Below are 18,208 nucleotides of genomic sequence, written 5' to 3'. Positions count from 1 at the left end.
TTTATTTATCTTGATAATTTTATTTCTTTATTAAGATTTTGGCATATTCTTTTCATTATTTTTGTGCATTAAATCGTATTATTTTGAAAAAACTATTTCTACTAACTTTTATATTATTTTCTGTTGTAAGTTTTTCTCAAACAAAAAAAATCAAAATCCTTTCTACCGAACTAAGTACTGCCGATGAAAGCAAGTACCCTGGAGCTACTATACTTATAGGAAAAGTTAAAATGTCACACGAAGGTGCTACTTTAGATTGTAAAAGAGCTCTACTTTACAAAGACAAAAACTTATTTAAGGCCATTGGTGAAGTAATTATTGAACAAGGAGATAGTATTATTCAATACAGTGATTTTGCTACTTATAATGGAAATACAAAAAAGGCAAAATCTTGGGGGAACGTAGAAATTAATGATAAAGAAATGACGCTAAAAACTGATACGCTTCATTTTGACAGAATCAACCAAGTATTATACTACCCAAACGGAGGAACTATCCGTGATACAAAAAACACTCTAAAAAGTGTAAAAGGAACTTATCTATTAAGAGAAAAAAAGTTTACTGCTAAAACAAAAGTAACAGTTGTAAACTCTGAAAATCATTTAGAGTCTAACCATTTAGATTATTATACCAATACTAACTTAGCTTATTTATACGGGCCAAGTACCATTACTAATTTAAAAGATAGCACTAAAGTATATTCTGAAAGAGGTTTTTACGATACAAATACCGATGTTTCATACTTTGTAAAACGTGCAAAATTATTTTTAAAAGAACGAACCGTTTCTGCCGATAGTTTGTACTATGATAAACGTAACGGTTTTGCTTCTGCAACCAACAATATAAAAGTAGTTGATACCGTTCAAAATATGGTAGCAAAAGGAAATTATGCTGAATTATACGAACTCAAAGATTCTTTATTTATAATTGATAGAGCTGTTGCTATTTCTGTATTTGAAAAAGACTCTATGCATGTTGCGGGCGATAAAATTTTACTTACTGGTAAACCAGAAAAACGTATTGCTAGAATTTTTAACAATGTAAAAATATTCAAGTCCGATTTACAAGGAAAATGCGACTCTATTCACAGCAGTCAAGAAACGGGATTAACCAGAATGTTTAAAAATCCCATATTATGGTCTAATAAAAGTCAAATTACAGGAGACAGCATTCAGTTAGTATCTAATAAAGAAACAAATAAACTTGACTCTTTAAAAGTATTACAAAATGGTTTTATGATTCAACAAGACTCCGTTCATACAGAAAACTTTAATCAAATTAAAGGAAGAAATATTTATGGAAAGTTTGAAAAAGAAGAATTAAGAACAATGTTAGTTAAGGGTAATGCAGAATCTTTATACTACAGTAACAACGAAAAAACACAAGAATTAGAAACAATTACCAAAGAAATAGCTAGTGATATTGAATTTATTTTAGAAGAAGGAGAAATAATACAAACTAAATACTTTAAAAAATCTGAAGGAAAAACTTTTCCTCCTTCTGAATTCCCTTCTGACGAAAAAAAATTCAAAGGCTTTTTATGGCGAGGAGATGAACAACCCTTAACTGTGGAAGATATTTTTATAAAAGACGCTACTTCTACCGTTCCATCAAAAAGAAAAAAACAACCTGATGTTGTAAAAGAAGCTAAGGAAATGTTTATCGAAGAAACTTCAAAAAATAAGAAAGAACAAAAAAAGCTTAATCTTAAAAAATTAAAATAATTTCTGTGAAAGACGATTTTTTTAAATACCAAGGACAAACAACCCCACATCCTTTAGCTATTGAAATTTCACATGCCAAAGGAAGTTATATTTATGATAGCAACGGAAAAGCGATGTTAGATTTTGTTGCAGGAGTTTCTGCAAATAGTTTAGGACATAACCACCCTAAAGTAAATGAAGCTATAAAAAATCAATTAGAGCAGTATACGCATGTAATGGTGTATGGAGAATTTATTCAAAAACCACAATTAGAATTGTGCAAAGCTTTGGCTGCTACCTTACCTCCTAGTCTTTCGTCTGTTTATTTGGTAAATTCTGGTACCGAAGCTACCGAAGGTGCTTTAAAGTTAGCCAAACGTTTTACGGGTAGAAGTGAAATTGTTGCCGCTAAAAATGCGTATCATGGAAATACACAAGGTGCTATGAGTGTTTGCGGTGCTGAACAACAAAACCGAGCATTTCGTCCGTTAATTCCAGGAAGTAAGTTTATTGAATACAACAACGAAGTAGATTTAGAAAAAATAACATCTAAAACAGCTGGTGTTATCCTAGAAACCATCCAAGGAGGTGCAGGATTTATCGAACCTAAAAATGATTACTTAGTAAAAGTAAAACAACGTTGTGATGAAGTTGGCGCCTTGTTAATTTTGGATGAAATCCAATCTGGAGTTGGACGTACAGGAAAATTTTGGGGATTTGAAAATTACAATGTTACTCCAGATATTATTATTACGGGTAAAGGTTTAGGTGGCGGAATGCCAATTGGCGCTTTTATTACTTCTTTTGAGATAATGAACTGTTTAAAAGAACACCCGAAATTAGGACATATTACTACGTTTGGCGGACATCCTTTAATTGCGAGTGCTGGTTTAGCTACGGTACAAGAAATCACTTCCTCTAACTTAATGGAAGAAGCCTTACGAAAAGAAAAAATTATTCGCGATGCCTTTAAGAATCACCCTGCGGTTAAAGAAATTAGAGGAAAAGGATTAATGCTTGCTTTATTAGTAGATACTCCTGAAGAAGCCTCACAAGTTATTTTAAACTGTTTAGATAAAGAGCTAATTTTATTCTGGTTACTTTTTGAAGGAAGAGCCATTCGTATCACCCCTCCACTAACTATTTCTGATGAGGAAATAGAAAAAGGGTGTAATCTTATTATAAGTGAGTTAGACAAATTGTAGTTTATCAATAATTCAACACCCTAAAATAGATATAACTAAACTAGTGCTTTTCATAGGAGGCATTGTTGTGTAGCATTTTTTATATTAGATTGTTGTTGTTTATGAAACTTCTAATATCGAAAATAATTTCATCCGCTCTATTGCTCAGTTTATTTTGTTTAGTAGATGAATCAAATCTATCCCAATCTAAATTTCCGTTATTATTGGTTAAACTATATTTCAAAATTTGGTAATTATTATTAGTCAAAAATGACATACTACTGGAATAGTGTTGTCCATTAGGTTGTACGGCAACAATTAAAACTTCAGGTACCCAATTAGGAAACCTTTTAATTAATTCAATATTTGTTTCAGAAGGTGATGCAGGAACACAGTAAATGTCTAATTTTAAATACTTAAATATTGAGTTTAAAAACAGTTTTTGCCATCCTCTTTTCATTTGTGAAATAGATTTATTTCCATAGGAGTTAATCAATTCTTTAATGGTTGAAGTTTTTCCTGAGTTTTGATGTCCTTCTATTACAATTGCTAATTTCATGTTTTTTTATTCAAGTTAGATTAATTCTTTGTCAACTATTTCATTTTTTTAATGATACACAACGGTTTGCATATGGCTTGTGGCGGTTTCGAAGCACTTTCCCGTCCCCCCGTAACCAAAGCTGGCTAAGGAGCAGAAACCTTGATGGCAGTCGTTCACCCGCCATAAGCTATATGCTGTGTTGGCAAACGTTTTTTATTTATCAATTCTGGTTTCATTTCCAAATTCGCTTTTCCCGAATTTGCTGTAAACTAATTTGTCTTGCTTCAAATTTATTTTGTAGACAGCTTGCATCTTTATATCATCTCCTGTCTGAGTTAGCTTGAATTCTGCGCCAAAACAACAAATCCAATTGTTGTCAGTTATTTCAGGTAACATGGCAATGTTATTTCCCCTGTACTTGCTTCTAACTCCTGGATAAACTATCGCTTTATATCCTTTCTTTTTATAAAATTCGAAAACGATATTCGTAATTGAGTAATTATTCGCGGAATGTGGTTTTGCAATTTCGTCAGTGATTAATTCAAAAAACTCTATTTCTTCACTTTTTAGTTTTTTGAATTCGTTTGAGTTTCTAATCTGTTCTAGAGCCTTAGACGTTAAGGTGTTTGTGCAATAGTCATTTTTAAATAATAGAAATATTGCTTCAAAACTTTCAATCGATAGCCATTTGGTAACTGTAATGTTGAATTCTTTGTCTTGCTTTTCTTTCAGAGAGTGGTCTAATTCCGTGGCTAAAAAATATCTTGTGGTTTCAGGTTTCTCCAAATCGGTAAATGCTGCGTAAAACATTGGTTCTTTAGCATTGTTAAACCGACCTTCCTTTGCTATATGTTTTAATTTTTCAGGAATGTATGATAATCTATCAAGATTGAATTCTTCACCGTTTTTAGATATAATTACCGCTCTTTCAATAAATGTATTCTGATTTACAGTCACTGTCGGAATCGGTAGTTTCTTGAGCCATTCAGTGAGGAATTCGTTCAGTTCTGTTTTGTCAGCTTCTATGTCTTTATTTACTACTTTCTTAAACTCTTCAAAATTCATCTGGAAATTTTTAATGTCTTATCGGTCTTTTAATGTTTGCCAACTAGTTTATATACGTAATAAAATTACTTATATATTCCTTTTACGGTAGGGTATGCGGAACTTTTAGCAATTTTATTAACACCTTCAAATATAAAGAAATAAGATAAAAAAGTTGCCCTTTTTTATCGGGATTGCAAACGAAGTCTAATAGGGTTGTCTTGTCTCTTCAGTAATAGGAGGAACTTTAAATAAGTTGACACACTTTATTGAATACTCCCCGTTATTGGGTCGCTGATATCACGGCATGCTCCGTTAACATCACGGCACGAGTCGCTGATATTACGGCACGCTCCGAAGACACCACGGCACGGGTCGCTGATATTATTCTTCTTATTTTTTTAGCAAAAAGATTATGTTATATGTACTATCCAAATATTTTTTTACAAAAAAGAACAACTTTTCTTGTTTTTTAGAACATAATTTATACATTTGACTCAATGTTAAGCAACAAAAGACATATTATCTCTATTCCAGCTGTAAGTATTACGGCTTCTTTTGTTGGCACTACAACTACAATTATCACTACAACCCTTTAGGGGTTATTTTCTATACATATCATTTCCGTATATATTTATTTTTTCAAAAGACTTGAAAACAGATAAATAGCTTAAAAAATCTTATTTTTAATTTATTATTCATTTTAAAATGAACATTTTAAAATTTGGTGGTTCTTCAGTAGCCAACCCTCAAAATATAGAAAAAGTAGTACAAGTCATTGCCAATGCTTCTGTAAACAACCAACTTATTGTGGTGGTTTCTGCCTTTGGTAAAACAACAAATAAACTCATTGCATCGGCAGAACAAGCTGCTCAAAACAATGCTAATTATCTTGACAACTACCAAGAAGTTGAGCAATTGCATTTTGACGTAATTGAAAAATTAGTACCTAAAAATCAACAAGAAGAAGTCAAAACATACATAACATCGCTTTTTAAGCAGTTAAAAACCTTGTTAGAAGGTTGTTTGTTACTAAACGAAATTACACCCAAGACTTTAGCTACCATTAGTGGTTTTGGTGAGTTATTATCTTCATACATTATTGCAAGCATAGCTAGTAAGCAACTAGATGTGGTATATAAAGACAGTAGAGAGTTAATCATCACTTCCAACGCCTTTGATAAAGCACAAGTTGATTTTCAAGTGACTAACGTGAATTGTAAGGAGTATTTTGGCAATAATAAGCACCGAGTAACTTTGTTACCTGGATTTATAGCTCGTACAAAAGAAGGGAAATCGACTACTTTAGGACGTGGAGGTTCCGATTATTCTGCAGCTATTTATGCGGCTGCTGTAAATGCTAATGAATTGCAAATATGGACAGATGTTAGTGGAATGTACACTGCAAACCCGCATATGGTAAAGCAGGCATTTCCTATTCCACATATTTCGTATCAAGAAGCCATGGAATTGTCACATTTCGGGGCAAAGGTTATCTACCCTCCTACCATTCAACCGGTGTTGGAAAAGGAAATTCCTATCCGTATAAAAAACACTTTTGAACCTGAAAATGTAGGAACACTCATTTCTAAAATTACCGAAAACGGAAAACCTGTAAAAGGAATTTCTCATATCGAAAATATTACGCTATTAACCTTAGAAGGAAGTGGCATGGTAGGTGTTTCTGGCATTTCTAAACGCTTATTCGAAACATTATCGACACATAATATCAATGTGGTATTAATTACGCAAGCTTCTTCTGAACACTCTATTTGTGTAGGGGTTTATGATGAAGATGCTGAAAAAGCAGCCTTAAAAATTAACGAAGCTTTTGCCTTTGAAATAGAGCGTCATAAAATAGATCCGATTATTGTAGAACAAGGACTGGTAATTATCGCTTTGGTAGGTGATAAAATGAGAAATCACCAAGGGTTAAGCGGACAAATGTTCAGTTCTTTAGGCAAAAACAACGTGAATATTCGTGCTATTGCCCAAGGTGCTTCAGAAAAAAACATTTCTGCTGTTATCAATAGTTCTGATGCCAAAAAAGCATTAAATACGCTACACGAACAGTTCTTTGAAGAGAATATAAAGCAATTAAACTTGTTTGTTACGGGTGTAGGAAATGTTGGGGAACGCTTTTTAGCACAAATCCACCAGCAGAAAAAATACTTAAAAGAACAGTTAAAACTGAATGTACGTGTTGTAGGGATTTCCAATTCTAAACAAATGGTTTTTGATGAAGGTGGTATCAGCTTAAAATCATGGAAAGAGCAATTACAAAACGGAGAAGCGAGTTCTTTAGAACGTTTTTTTGAAAGAACAAAAGCGTTAAACCTTCGTAATTCAGTTTTTATTGACAATACGGCTAATCAAAAAGTTTCTGAAGTATATGAACACTATTTAGCCAACAATATAGGGGTAGTTACGTGCAATAAAATAGCCTGTGCTTCTGAACTCAACAATTACAAAAAGTTAAAACACATTTCACGAAAATACAGTGCACCATTTTTATTTGAAACCAATGTGGGTGCTGGTTTACCTATTATTGATACGCTTAAAAACTTAATTGCTTCTGGTGATCGAGTGCATAAAATACAAGCGGTCTTATCGGGTTCTTTAAACTTTGTTTTCAATAATTTTAATGAGAATGTTTCTTTTCACGATGTGGTACAACAAGCACAAGAACAAGGATACACGGAACCAGATCCTAAAATTGATTTGAGTGGTGTTGATGTAGCTCGAAAAATATTAATTCTTGCACGTGAAAGTGGTTATGAACTAGAACTTTCAGATATTGAAAACAATGCTTTTTTACCTGAAAAGAGTTTAAAAACTACTAATAATGATGATTTTTATGCTTCTTTAACCGAGTTTGAAAGCCATTTTCAACAAGTATATAAAGAAGCTGCCGATAAAAATTGTCGTTTAAAATATGTTGCTGAATTCAATGATGGAAAAGCAAGTGTTGGCTTACAACACATTCCGTTTGATCATCCTTTTTACAATTTAGAAGGTAGCGACAATATCGTATTGTTTTTTACAGATAGATATCCTGTAAATCCCTTACAAATAAAAGGAGCCGGTGCAGGTGCTGAAGTAACTGCTTCTGGAATTTTTGCTGATGTGATACGAATTGGAAATAATATATAAAAATGAACTATTTAAAAATATTTTCACCAGCAACCGTTGCCAATGTTTCCTGCGGATTTGATGCTTTAGGCTTAGCGCTCGAAACGGTTGGTGATACGATGACTTTTACCAAAACAATTACAAAAGGTGTTAAAATCACAAAAATAACTGGAGCTGATTTACCATCTAACCCACAAATAAATGCTGCGGGAGTGGTTGCGCTAGCGATGTTAGAAAAGCATCCAGTTGATTTTGGTATCGATATTACCATTCACAAAGGATATACTCCTGGAAGTGGTTTAGGAAGTAGTGCTGCCAGTGCTGCGGGAGCTGCATTTGGTGTAAATCAGTTATTAGGAAATAGCTTCTCTCCTCTTGAATTGACTCAGTTTGCTATGCTAGGAGAAGAAGCTACTTGCGGAACTCCGATAGCTGATAATGTTTCTGCCGCTATTTATGGTGGTTTTACATTGGTACGTAGTTACAAACCTTTGAGCATTGTAAAAATTCCTGTACCTGCTGATTTAAGAGTGGTGGCTATCCATCCTCAAGTTGAAGTAAAAACCAAAGACGCTAGAGAGGTATTACCGAAAGAAGTTCCTTTAAAAGATGCGGTTACACAATGGGCGAATGTTGGCGGATTGATTAGTGGATTGCATACCAACGATTATCAATTAATCGCCGATTCCTTAACCGATATTATTGTTGAACCTGCTCGTAAACATCTGATTCCTCATTTTGATGAAGTGAAGCAACAAGCAATTAAAGCAGGAGCTTTAGGAGCAGGAATTTCAGGTTCAGGCCCTACAATTTTCACTTTATGTAAAGGGGATGCAACTGCCGAAAACGTTTATAAAACCATTCAAAACACGTATCAAGACAAACAAATTGATTTTAACATGATTCTTTCTAAAATAAATACAGAAGGAATTAAAATTTTAGAACAACACTAAACACGAAATTATGAACTATTATAGTCTCAATCATACATCACCTAATGTTAGCTTTGAAGAAGCTGTTGTAAACGGATTAGCTCCAGATAGAGGATTATATTTTCCTGAAAACGTTACTCCATTACCAAAAGAGTTCATTGATAACATTGGTGAATATTCTAATGAAGAAATTGCGTATGAAGCCATCAAGCAATTTGTGGGTGATGAAATTCCGAAAGACGTTTTACAAGAAATCATCAAAGAAACCATCAATTTTGAGTTTCCTGTGGTATCTATTGAAGAAAATATCGGTACACTAGAATTATTTCACGGACCTACCATGGCTTTTAAGGATGTGGGAGCTCGTTTTATGGCTCGTTGCTTGGGGTACTTTAATCGCGATAAAAATCAACAAGTAACCGTATTGGTAGCTACTTCAGGCGATACTGGAGGTGCTGTTGCTAATGGATTTTTAGGAGTGAAAGGTGTAGATGTGGTCATCCTCTACCCTAGCGGAAAAGTAAGTGATATTCAAGAGAAGCAATTGACTACTTTAGGACAAAACATTACTGCTTTAGAGGTTGATGGTGTTTTTGACGATTGTCAAGATATGGTTAAAACTGCTTTTTTAGATGCTGAAATCAACCGTACGTTAACCTCAGCAAACTCTATTAATATTGCTCGTTGGTTACCCCAAATGTTTTACTTTTTCTTTGCCTATAAACAAGTTTATAAGCAACATAAAGAAGTAGTTTTTTCAGTGCCTAGTGGAAATTTCGGGAATATTTGCGCAGGGATTATGGCGCAAAAACTAGGGTTACCTATCAAACATTTTGTGGCTTCGACCAATGTAAATGATACGGTTCCTAATTATTTGGCTAGTGGTGAATATCACCCTAAACCATCTAAAGCGACCATTTCTAATGCCATGGATGTTGGAAATCCAAGTAATTTTATCAGAATTCAAGAATTATTCAATAACGATTTAGCGCTTTTAAAAGCTGCATTTTCTTCTTTTTCTTTTTCTGATGACGAAACTCGTGACACTATGAAGAACATCTATAAAACCTCAACCTATATTACAGATCCACACGGAGCTGTTGGGTATTTAGGTTTGAAAAAATACGGATTACAAAACGAGTATGGAATTTTCTTAGAAACAGCACATCCCGTAAAATTTTTAGATGTTGTGGAAGAAGTTTTAAATGTAACTGTTGAAATTCCACCACAAATAGCATCTGTAATAGACAAACAAAAAGAAGCTATACAAATTAGTTCCTATCAAGAATTGAAAGATTTTTTAAATGCTTAACACAAAAAATGCCTCAAAAGTGAGGCATTTTTAATTCTTACAATCTAACTATATTATCTACTAAATTTTCATCATTTCTAGTTCCATAAGGGTCTATCACAATATAATTAGGCTTTTCATTTACTATGAACGAAACTTCTATGAGTTCTCGGTTGATTTGTTTAGACTCATAATACAACACAGTACTATTATCTTTTACTTGTAAAGGATGGGTTGTAAAGATTCCTATTTTAATAGGCTCGTTAATCCCTATTTCTTTAATATCTCCGTTTGATAGTGTTTCAAATCGTTTCGCTTTTATTGTTGCTTTAACTTCATAGGCTCCATCCGGCAACTCCTCATACGAACTTTTTTCTACAGCTATATCGTAAGTTATTACCTTTTTAAACCAATCTTTTACCAATAGGTGATATTCTTTGGGAGTAATCTTATATATTTCTTCAAGTAATTCTATAGTATGTGCTTTAGGAGAACTTTCAAATCGATGTCGGTGTGTAATGGTTTTTACTATGTCATTAACTTGCTTCTCTCCTATCAAATCTCTTAATGCCATTAATACGGTATAAGCTTTACCATAAGAAATATAACCTTCTTCTTGTACTTTATAAATTGGAGGTTCAATGTTTTCACCAAACGCTCTTCCTAAAAAATATCTCCTGCGTGCATCTTCAGCTAACTCATATAAAACACCTTTTCCGTACATCTTTTCTAACACTACTGCTTCTGTATATTTCGCTAATCCTTCTACTAATAAAGAACCACCCGCTACTGGCTTAGCTATTAACGTATGCCCCCACCATTGATGTGCTACTTCATGAATTGTTCTTTTAGCGACTAAATTAAAGGTGTTTTCATCACGAACATCTGACAAGTATAAACGATCTTCTGTCATACTAATAACCCCTGGATGTGCAAATCCACCAAATCCCCAATGTGAAGGAACTTCTGCGATTCGAACATGTTTAAAATTATACGTTCCAAAATTTTCTTGACAATATGCTAAGGTTTCTTTTGTACTTTTCTCTATTTCATCAATATTAAAATCGTGACTAGCGTTGTAATATTGTTCTATAGAGATTCTATTATATATTGCTTTTTTAGTTGTATAATTTGCAGAAAAATAGGCTACCATAGGTAATATTTTTCCTTTTGATTTGTAGTGGTAATAGTTTCTATCGTTTTCTGACCAAGTTTTAATTAAATCTCCTGAGCTTATGGCTATTTGGTCTTTATTTGTAGAAACAACTGTTTCAAAACGTACTTTTTCAATTTTAATATCTTCTAAGGCTATATGCACATCTGAGTTATCATCCTCATCTCTTTCTGGTAATCCTCTTTTTTTACGTTCTGTTTTATCCAAAATTTCAAATCCAGAAGCATACCCTATAATAGGCTCAAAGTTTCTAAAAGTTATATAGGTACCATTGTTAACAATACTTTTGTCTTCTTCATATCCTTTTAGTTCTTTTTCTATAACAAAAGTATAAGCTACAGAATCGTTGGGTTGTAGTTTCTCTTTAAATTCAAACACATAGGCTCCATGTGTAGTATCTTTTGTTGATAAACGAGCTCTTTCTAAATGAATTTGTTTTATAGGTATTCGTTCAGTTATTAATAATTTGGATACTGCTTCATTACTCTTGTTTTTTAACACATAATTTGCCTTGACAGTATACTTTCTTTTCTTCGGAAAAATAGCTACTTCTGTTTTTTGAGAAACTGGATATAGCTTTTCTAACGTTTGATAATGTTTATACTTACGTTCGTAATCTTCACTAAGATTTAAGTTATCATCATTCGTATGGTAATCTGAAAGAAAATTGGTATTGTAAAACACTAAGCTTCCTGCTCCAATAACTAACAAAGAAAAGCTTAAAAGTAATATCCTCTCTGTTAAGTTATAACCTTGCTTTAGTTGCTTTATTTTATACGAAAACCCTTTTACCATTCCTCTATTCCAAACTTTAAAAGCTATTAAAACAAATAAGACTCCTATTCCTAGCCAATACAACCCTAAATGATTAAACTGTGTAGTATTGCTATTATACATAGCCATATCTCCCAAGGCTACTCTAGGCATAAAACCAATACTTGTTAAAGGGTGTTCTAAACCTAAAAGGTTAGCTTTCATACTTATTATAACTAACAAACCAAAAGCTCCCATTCCTACATACTTACTTTTAGCTATACTATTTATAAACACGGCTAGCATAGCGTATATGATAAGCTGTAAACCATAATAATAAAATACAGAAGCATACATACCAATGTTTATACTTTCAAAACCTAAACTAACTTGAAAAGTAATACACATAAATATTCCTAAAGCAATTAATAATATGGGTAATAATGATAAACTGATAAACTTAGCCGCAAAAAACACCCAATTTTTAGTTGGAGTTGCCCCAATAATTAAATTAAAATTTACGCTATGTTCTCTCCATACTATTTCTGAACCATAAAAAATTAGTAATAAAAGACCGAAAAGGGTTAACGGATTTGTAATAAGTTCTATTAGTTGATTTGTAAATGGATATACACTTACTCCGTATTCACGCCCTTCAACAAAATTTGCATACAACTCAGAAAAAACAATTAGTAACCACATAGCTACAATTACTAAAAAAGGTAAGCTTTTAAACACACTATTTAACTCTAAACGGACTAATGACAAAAGCCCTTTTATTTGTGCTGTAAAATTATATGTTCCTTCTATTGCTTTATAGGGAGTTAGCTGTTTTATATTGTTTTTTAATGTTTTTTGTTTCTTTACTTTCTTCGTAATTTTTCTAAAAGAAAACCTTTTATAGGTAAGGAACAAAATTCCAAGAGAAAAAGCTATCCAAAGTATTCTATTCCAGAAAAACAATCCTGAAAAAGAAAGTAACTGCGTATTTTTCTGATGAGCTGTCCAATACTGAGTTTGCTCAAAAAAAGCTGCTATTCCAAAAGAATCTGCTATTGCGGCTACCGACATCATTTCTGGTGATGCAGGAACAGATTGGGCTAATAAGGGTGAATTTAAAAAAATAGAACTTACAAAATATAACATATAAATGCATACTGCACTTGCGTAAGTTGCAATGCTATTTTTAGTAAATATACTCACAGAGAATATTAAAGAAGTACATATAAAAATATTAGGTAGTACTATATAAAACCAAGGCTGTATATAATTAAGTAAACTAAAAGTTCCTAACCTTTCTACATCTAAACCAGAAAAGTAGTTTCCTAATATATAGCCGACTATAAAAGGAGAAAAAGCCAAAACACTAAATATAAATGCTCCTAAAAATCGACTCCAAAAATAATGCTGTTTTGTTATTGAAGAGCTATAAATTAAGCCCTCCATATGATGCTGTTTGTCTCTTATGGTAGCAGTTACCGTAAAAAACATAATAATAAAAACACTTCCTAAAGTAAAAAGACCTGTATGAAAATAAACTTGATAAACAGCATTAAAGTTTACTCCAGTAGGCGCATAACCTTGACTTCCTGTAAAATAGCCTAATCCTAAAAATAATATTGAAAATATTGGAAAGGCTCGTTGTTTTAATTGATAATACGTTTCAAATTGTAATAATTTCTTAAACATAGACTAGGCTTTTTTATGGTGAAACAACGTAGTGAAATAGTAATCCTCTAAGTTTGGAGTAATTCTTTCAAATCCATTTGATAAAGTAGCTTCAGAGAAAACCCTTATTTGTGTTTCGCCTGATACTAATTTGGTTGAAATTATATCATATGTCTTTCTATAGTGTTCAATATCACTTTTAGCTATAATTTTTGTCCAAATATTGTTTTGAATACTCTCTACCAGCTCTTTTGGGTTTCCTTGAGATATAATTTGTCCTTCAGATAATATTGCCATTTTAGTGCATAGGTTTCTAACATCTTCTACTATGTGAGTAGATAAGATGACTATCACATTCTCTCCTATTTCACTTAAAAGATTTAAAAAACGATTGCTTTCTTCTGGATCTAAACCTGCCGTAGGCTCATCTACAATAATTATTTGAGGGTTTGCCAACAAAGCTTGCGCAATTCCAAAACGTTGCCGCATTCCTCCTGAAAATGTATGTACCGCTTTTTTTCTGTGTTGATAGAGGTTTACTTGCTGTAATAAAGAAGTTACTTGCTCTTTTCGCGCTGAGTTATTAGTAATACCTTTCAGAATGGCTAAATGATCTAACAATCTTTCGGCTGATATTTTAGGATATACTCCAAATTCCTGAGGTAAATACCCTAAGTATTTTCGTATTTCTTCTGGCTTATTAATAATATTACAGTCGTTAAACACAAGCTCTCCAGAAGAAGGCTCTTGTAAAGAAGCGATCGTACGCATTAAAGAAGATTTACCAGCTCCATTGGCACCTAACAAGCCAAACATTCCATTCGAAATTTTTAAGTTAATTCCGTTTAATGCTTTAACTCCGTTAGGATATGTTTTTGTAAGATTTCTAATTGTTAATGTATTCATATGTGGTTAGGTATTTGTTTTCTACAAATCTCCAATACCTTACCTTTCTGATAAATTAAAAATGATATATCAGCTTATTTTTAACACACATAATATTTATTTAAGTACTAACTAAAACTCAACTAAAAAAGCTACTTGTTCGTATAAAAAACAATAGTGTTTGTCAATATAATTGTGAAAACAGTTTTACATGAGTAATTTTGAAGTATGATTGATTTTTTAAAGAAATACAAAGCTTTTCTTATTGGCTTTTTAATTATAATTCCGTTGTTCATTTTATTGGATTACATAAATGTTCTAAATATCCCCAATGACCAGCCAGTTGAGGTTATTGTAATCATTATTTTTTGGGCGTTAGTTGTAGGATTACCCATACATAATTATCAATATTTAAAAAGGAAAAAGAAAGCCGTAATTGGTATTACTGTTCTTTTTATCCTATTTTTTATTACAATAGTTATTGATTCTTTTATGAAGCTCCCAGATAATCCAATCACATTCATTTTATTAATAATATTTTGGTGCGGATTAGCTTATTTTTTAGTACCTAACTTCATTAAAAAATATTGGAAATTCATAGCCCTTCTATACACTCCATTGCTCTTATACTTTTTTTATCTCAGATTGTTTTCTGGTGATTTAGAAGCTTATTTAAAGGTAAAACAAGAAACCCCTTTTTATATATTCTTTTTGCCTATTCCTATTTTCTTTTTTCTTTGGATTTTTGAACAATGGAAATGGGTACAAGAGTTAAAAAAAGAAAAATCTAAAACTGAATTATCACTATTAAAAACCCAAATAAACCCGCATTTTTTCTTCAACACATTAAATAACTTGTACGCACTTACAGTAAAAAATTCTCCTCAAGCACCAGAAGTTATTTTAAAATTATCTGACATGATGCGCTATACCATTTACGATGGAGAAAAAGAAACAGTAAAAATTTCAGAAGAAATAGAATACCTAAATAATTACATCGAACTACATAAAATCCGATATAAAAAGTCTGTAGAAATTACTTTTAATCACGACATCGATACCTCTTTAAACATTCCTCCCTTATTATATATTATTTTACTTGAAAATGCCTTTAAACACGGTATAGAAACACTAGCAGAAAAAGCTTTTATTCATATAAATTTATACGAAGAGGCTCATTTTATTTACTTTGACATAGAAAACAATTTTGATCCTAGTGAACTCAATAATTCTAAAGGTATTGGATTACAAAACCTAAAACGAAGATTATCTTTGCTATACAAACAACAACATGAACTAAGTATTAGTTCCACAAATAATATCTATAAAACACAGTTAAAAACACCAAAGCATGCTTAACTATATAATTATTGATGATGAGCCTTTAGCTCATGAAATTATAACAGAATTTTGTAGCATGCTACCTCATGTTCAATTAGTAAAAAGCTGCTATAATGCTATGGAGGCTATGCAATTTTTAAATGAGCATACTGTTGATTTTATGTTTTTAGATATAAACATGCCCAAGTTAAAAGGCTTGGATTTTTTAAAGACGCTGTCTAATCCACCTAAAACCATTATCACTACTGCCTACAAAGAATATGCTCTTGAGGGATTTGAACTCAATGTTGTAGACTATCTTTTAAAACCTTTTAGTTTTGATCGTTTGGTAAAAGCTGTTAATAAAGTATCAGACACTTTACCTATCAAAACAATCAACAAAGAAAGTATACAGACAAGTCAAATCAATACTCGTATTTTTATCAAAGGAGATAAAAAACACCATCAAGTTGATTTAAATGATTTGTTATTTATAGAGGCTTACGGAAATTATACTAAACTATTTTTAATAGATGAAATGATTGTAAGCCACGAAAAGATTTCTCATTATGAAACTATCTTAGATGAAAACAATTTCCTAAGAGTACATAAATCATTTATTGTTGCTGTAGATAAAATAAAGTTTATAGAAGGGAATCGTATTATAATTCATGAGCATAAGGTTCCTATTGGTCAAACCTATAAAAGCCTAGTTAGTAAACTTTACAACTAACATCTATTTTATTTTTCTTTTATCTCTTTTATTTTCATAGATTTATGCATCAACAAAATCATTTACATGCATATATCTTCAAAAGTTACACGTCTTTTTGATTTCCCATATCACCAACTAGAAAACTACCCACAACAAGATTGCTTAGTTTCTAAAGAGAATAATGAATGGAAAAGTATTTCTACTAAAAAATATATTGAAGATACTAACATCATAAGTAAAGCTTTATTAAATCTTGGAGTGAAACCAGGAGATAAAATTGCTGTAATTACTTCTGTAAATCAACCAAAATGGCATTTGTTAGATATTGGAGTTATGCAAATTGGTGCAGTAAATGTTCCCTTATATCCTACTTTTTCAGAAAAAGATTACGCTTATATCTTAAACCATTCTGATAGTGTTTACTGTTTTGTTTCTGATGATGAACTCTATCAAAAAGTAATCAAAATTCAAGAACAAACACAGCTCAAAAAAGTATTCACTTTTGAAGAATTAGATGTAGATTATGGGTGGAGTTCTTTCTTAAGTCTTGGTAACGAAACAGCTCTTCAAACAAAAGTAAACGAATTAAAAGAGTCTATAAACCCATCTGATTTAGCTACTATTATCTATACTTCAGGTACTACTGGAACTCCAAAAGGGGTTATGCTCTCACATAATAACATTCTTAGCAACGTTTTTGCTGTTGGAAAAAGACTTAATCTACAAGACAATCAAAAAAAAGTGATAAGTTACCTTCCCATTTGTCACATTTTTGAGCGTGCAGCCTCTTATTACTGTCAATATATGGGCTTTGAAATTCATTTTGCTGAGAGTATTGATAAAGTTGGAGATAATTTACGGGAAATTCAACCTCATTTTATGGCTGTAGTACCTCGTTTATTAGAAAAAGTTTTCGATAAAATTGTAGATAAAGGCAGTAACTTATCTGGTCTAAAAAAAAGATTGTTCTTTTGGGCATTACAATTAGGTGAACAATATCAACCCTATAAAGCAAACGGTTGGTGGTACGAATTCAAGCTTTCTATAGCACGAAAACTTATTTTTTCTAAATGGAAAGAAGCTTTAGGAGGACAGTTAGAATTTATGCTAGCAGGTAGCGCTCCAACCCAAGCTAGGCTTGTAAGAATCTTTACTGCGGCAGGCATTCCTGTTTTTGAAGGCTACGGACTTACCGAAACCTCTCCTGCAATTTCTGTTACCGATATGCGAAACAACGGGTTTAAAATAGGAACTGTTGGGAAGGTAATTGAAAATGTAACTGTAAAAATAGCTGAGGATGGGGAAATCTTAGTGAAGGGACCTAATGTGATGATGGGCTACTATAAAGATTCAGAAAAAACTAACGAATCAATTATAAATGGCTATTTCCATACAGGAGACATTGGAGAACTAGACAATGACGGATTTTTAAAAATTACAGATCGAAAAAAAGAAATCTTCAAAACTTCAGGTGGTAAATACATCGCTCCTGCTATCTTAGAAAGTGAGTTGAAGAAGTCACGTTTTATAGAGCAAGTTATGGTAATTGGTGAAGGTGAAAAAATGCCGGCTGCATTAATTCAAATTGCTACTGAATTTGTTCAAGAATGGTCAAAAAGACACCACCATACAATTACAAATATTACTACAGATGAGAAACTACTCAAACGAATTCAAAAAGAGATTGATATTTGCAATGAAAAATTTGGGAAGTGGGAACAAATAAAACGCTTTGAAATTACTCCTGATGAATGGTCTATCAATTCGGGTCATTTAACTCCGACATTAAAAATGAGACGAAAAATAATCTTAGAAAAATACAATAGTTTGTATCAAAAAATATATAATCCTCAATAAATCAACCAG

12 protein-coding genes are annotated in these 18,208 nt (G+C 32.1%); 8 read left to right on the top strand and 4 right to left on the bottom strand.

Annotation, left to right across the window (positions count from 1 at the left end; genetic code table 11):
- Positions 1-83: 83 nt before the first annotated feature.
- Positions 84-1,724, top strand: coding sequence for an OstA-like protein (locus tag ACXIHB_RS01970; RefSeq protein WP_462098780.1), 1,641 nt, complete (start codon positions 84-86; stop codon positions 1,722-1,724).
- A 5-nt stretch (positions 1,725-1,729) separates the two neighbouring features.
- Positions 1,730-2,908, top strand: coding sequence for an aspartate aminotransferase family protein (locus ACXIHB_RS01965; RefSeq protein WP_462098779.1), 1,179 nt, complete (start codon positions 1,730-1,732; stop codon positions 2,906-2,908).
- 79 nt (positions 2,909-2,987) lie between these two features.
- Here ACXIHB_RS01965 and ACXIHB_RS01960 read toward each other — a convergent pair whose 3' ends face one another.
- On the bottom strand, positions 2,988-3,446 hold the full coding sequence (locus ACXIHB_RS01960) for a hypothetical protein (protein WP_462098778.1): 459 nt from the start codon (positions 3,444-3,446) through the stop codon (positions 2,988-2,990).
- Between the two features lie 195 nt (positions 3,447-3,641).
- The gene (locus ACXIHB_RS01955; RefSeq protein WP_462098777.1) at positions 3,642-4,493 is read right to left on the bottom strand and encodes a hypothetical protein; all 852 of its coding nucleotides are present in this window, start codon (positions 4,491-4,493) and stop codon (positions 3,642-3,644) included.
- Positions 4,494-5,180: 687 nt separating this feature from the next.
- Between ACXIHB_RS01955 and thrA the strand changes: the two genes are divergently transcribed.
- Genes thrA through thrC form a run of 3 tightly spaced genes read left to right on the top strand, consistent with a single transcriptional unit; the run spans position 5,181 to position 9,848 of the window.
- The gene (thrA, locus tag ACXIHB_RS01950) at positions 5,181-7,625 is read left to right on the top strand and encodes a bifunctional aspartate kinase/homoserine dehydrogenase I (RefSeq protein WP_462098776.1); all 2,445 of its coding nucleotides are present in this window, start codon (positions 5,181-5,183) and stop codon (positions 7,623-7,625) included.
- A gap of 2 nt (positions 7,626-7,627) precedes the next feature.
- Positions 7,628-8,557, top strand: coding sequence for a homoserine kinase (locus ACXIHB_RS01945; RefSeq protein WP_462098775.1), 930 nt, complete (start codon positions 7,628-7,630; stop codon positions 8,555-8,557).
- Between the two features lie 10 nt (positions 8,558-8,567).
- Positions 8,568-9,848 (top strand): threonine synthase, encoded by a 1,281-nt coding sequence (thrC, locus tag ACXIHB_RS01940; protein WP_462098774.1) that lies wholly within the window; start codon positions 8,568-8,570, stop codon positions 9,846-9,848.
- A 37-nt stretch (positions 9,849-9,885) separates the two neighbouring features.
- Here the strand turns inward: thrC and ACXIHB_RS01935 are convergent, their stop codons facing one another.
- Both ACXIHB_RS01935 and ACXIHB_RS01930 read right to left on the bottom strand, forming a co-directional pair.
- On the bottom strand, positions 9,886-13,443 hold the full coding sequence (locus ACXIHB_RS01935) for an ABC transporter permease/M1 family aminopeptidase (protein WP_462098773.1): 3,558 nt from the start codon (positions 13,441-13,443) through the stop codon (positions 9,886-9,888).
- Positions 13,444-13,446: 3 nt separating this feature from the next.
- The gene (locus ACXIHB_RS01930; protein WP_462098772.1) at positions 13,447-14,328 is read right to left on the bottom strand and encodes an ABC transporter ATP-binding protein; all 882 of its coding nucleotides are present in this window, start codon (positions 14,326-14,328) and stop codon (positions 13,447-13,449) included.
- Positions 14,329-14,535: 207 nt separating this feature from the next.
- Between ACXIHB_RS01930 and ACXIHB_RS01925 the strand changes: the two genes are divergently transcribed.
- The 3 genes from ACXIHB_RS01925 to ACXIHB_RS01915 all read left to right on the top strand — a co-directional run bounded on the left by ACXIHB_RS01925 (position 14,536) and on the right by ACXIHB_RS01915 (position 18,199).
- Complete coding sequence (locus ACXIHB_RS01925; protein ID WP_462098771.1) at positions 14,536-15,666, top strand: sensor histidine kinase; 1,131 nt, start codon at positions 14,536-14,538, stop codon at positions 15,664-15,666.
- Entirely contained in the window at positions 15,659-16,360 is a 702-nt protein-coding gene (locus tag ACXIHB_RS01920) for a LytR/AlgR family response regulator transcription factor (protein ID WP_239179577.1), read from the top strand. Before ACXIHB_RS01925 ends, ACXIHB_RS01920 begins: the two co-directional genes overlap by 8 nt.
- 66 nt (positions 16,361-16,426) lie before the next feature.
- Positions 16,427-18,199, top strand: a complete 1,773-nt coding sequence (locus tag ACXIHB_RS01915) for an AMP-dependent synthetase/ligase (RefSeq protein WP_462098770.1) — start codon at positions 16,427-16,429, stop codon at positions 18,197-18,199.
- Positions 18,200-18,208 lie beyond the last annotated feature (9 nt).

The sequence above is a fragment of the Tenacibaculum sp. IMCC1 genome (genome assembly GCF_054906355.1).
The sequence above is the reverse complement of the archived record's forward strand: the minus strand, read 5'-3'. Positions and strand labels throughout refer to the sequence as shown.

Bases quoted from the DNA above. Each gene is read 5' to 3' on its own strand.
- ACXIHB_RS01920 (WP_239179577.1), top strand. From the start codon at position 15,659: ATGCTTAACTATATAATTATTGATGATGAGCCTTTAGCTCATGAAATT.
- ACXIHB_RS01930 (WP_462098772.1), bottom strand. From the start codon at position 14,328: ATGAATACATTAACAATTAGAAATCTTACAAAAACATATCCTAACGGA.
- ACXIHB_RS01955 (WP_462098777.1), bottom strand. From the start codon at position 4,493: ATGAATTTTGAAGAGTTTAAGAAAGTAGTAAATAAAGACATAGAAGCT.
- ACXIHB_RS01925 (WP_462098771.1), top strand. From the start codon at position 14,536: ATGATTGATTTTTTAAAGAAATACAAAGCTTTTCTTATTGGCTTTTTA.
- ACXIHB_RS01935 (WP_462098773.1), bottom strand. From the start codon at position 13,443: ATGTTTAAGAAATTATTACAATTTGAAACGTATTATCAATTAAAACAA.
- thrC (WP_462098774.1), top strand. From the start codon at position 8,568: ATGAACTATTATAGTCTCAATCATACATCACCTAATGTTAGCTTTGAA.
- ACXIHB_RS01945 (WP_462098775.1), top strand. From the start codon at position 7,628: ATGAACTATTTAAAAATATTTTCACCAGCAACCGTTGCCAATGTTTCC.
- ACXIHB_RS01915 (WP_462098770.1), top strand. From the start codon at position 16,427: ATGCATATATCTTCAAAAGTTACACGTCTTTTTGATTTCCCATATCAC.
- thrA (WP_462098776.1), top strand. From the start codon at position 5,181: ATGAACATTTTAAAATTTGGTGGTTCTTCAGTAGCCAACCCTCAAAAT.
- ACXIHB_RS01960 (WP_462098778.1), bottom strand. From the start codon at position 3,446: ATGAAATTAGCAATTGTAATAGAAGGACATCAAAACTCAGGAAAAACT.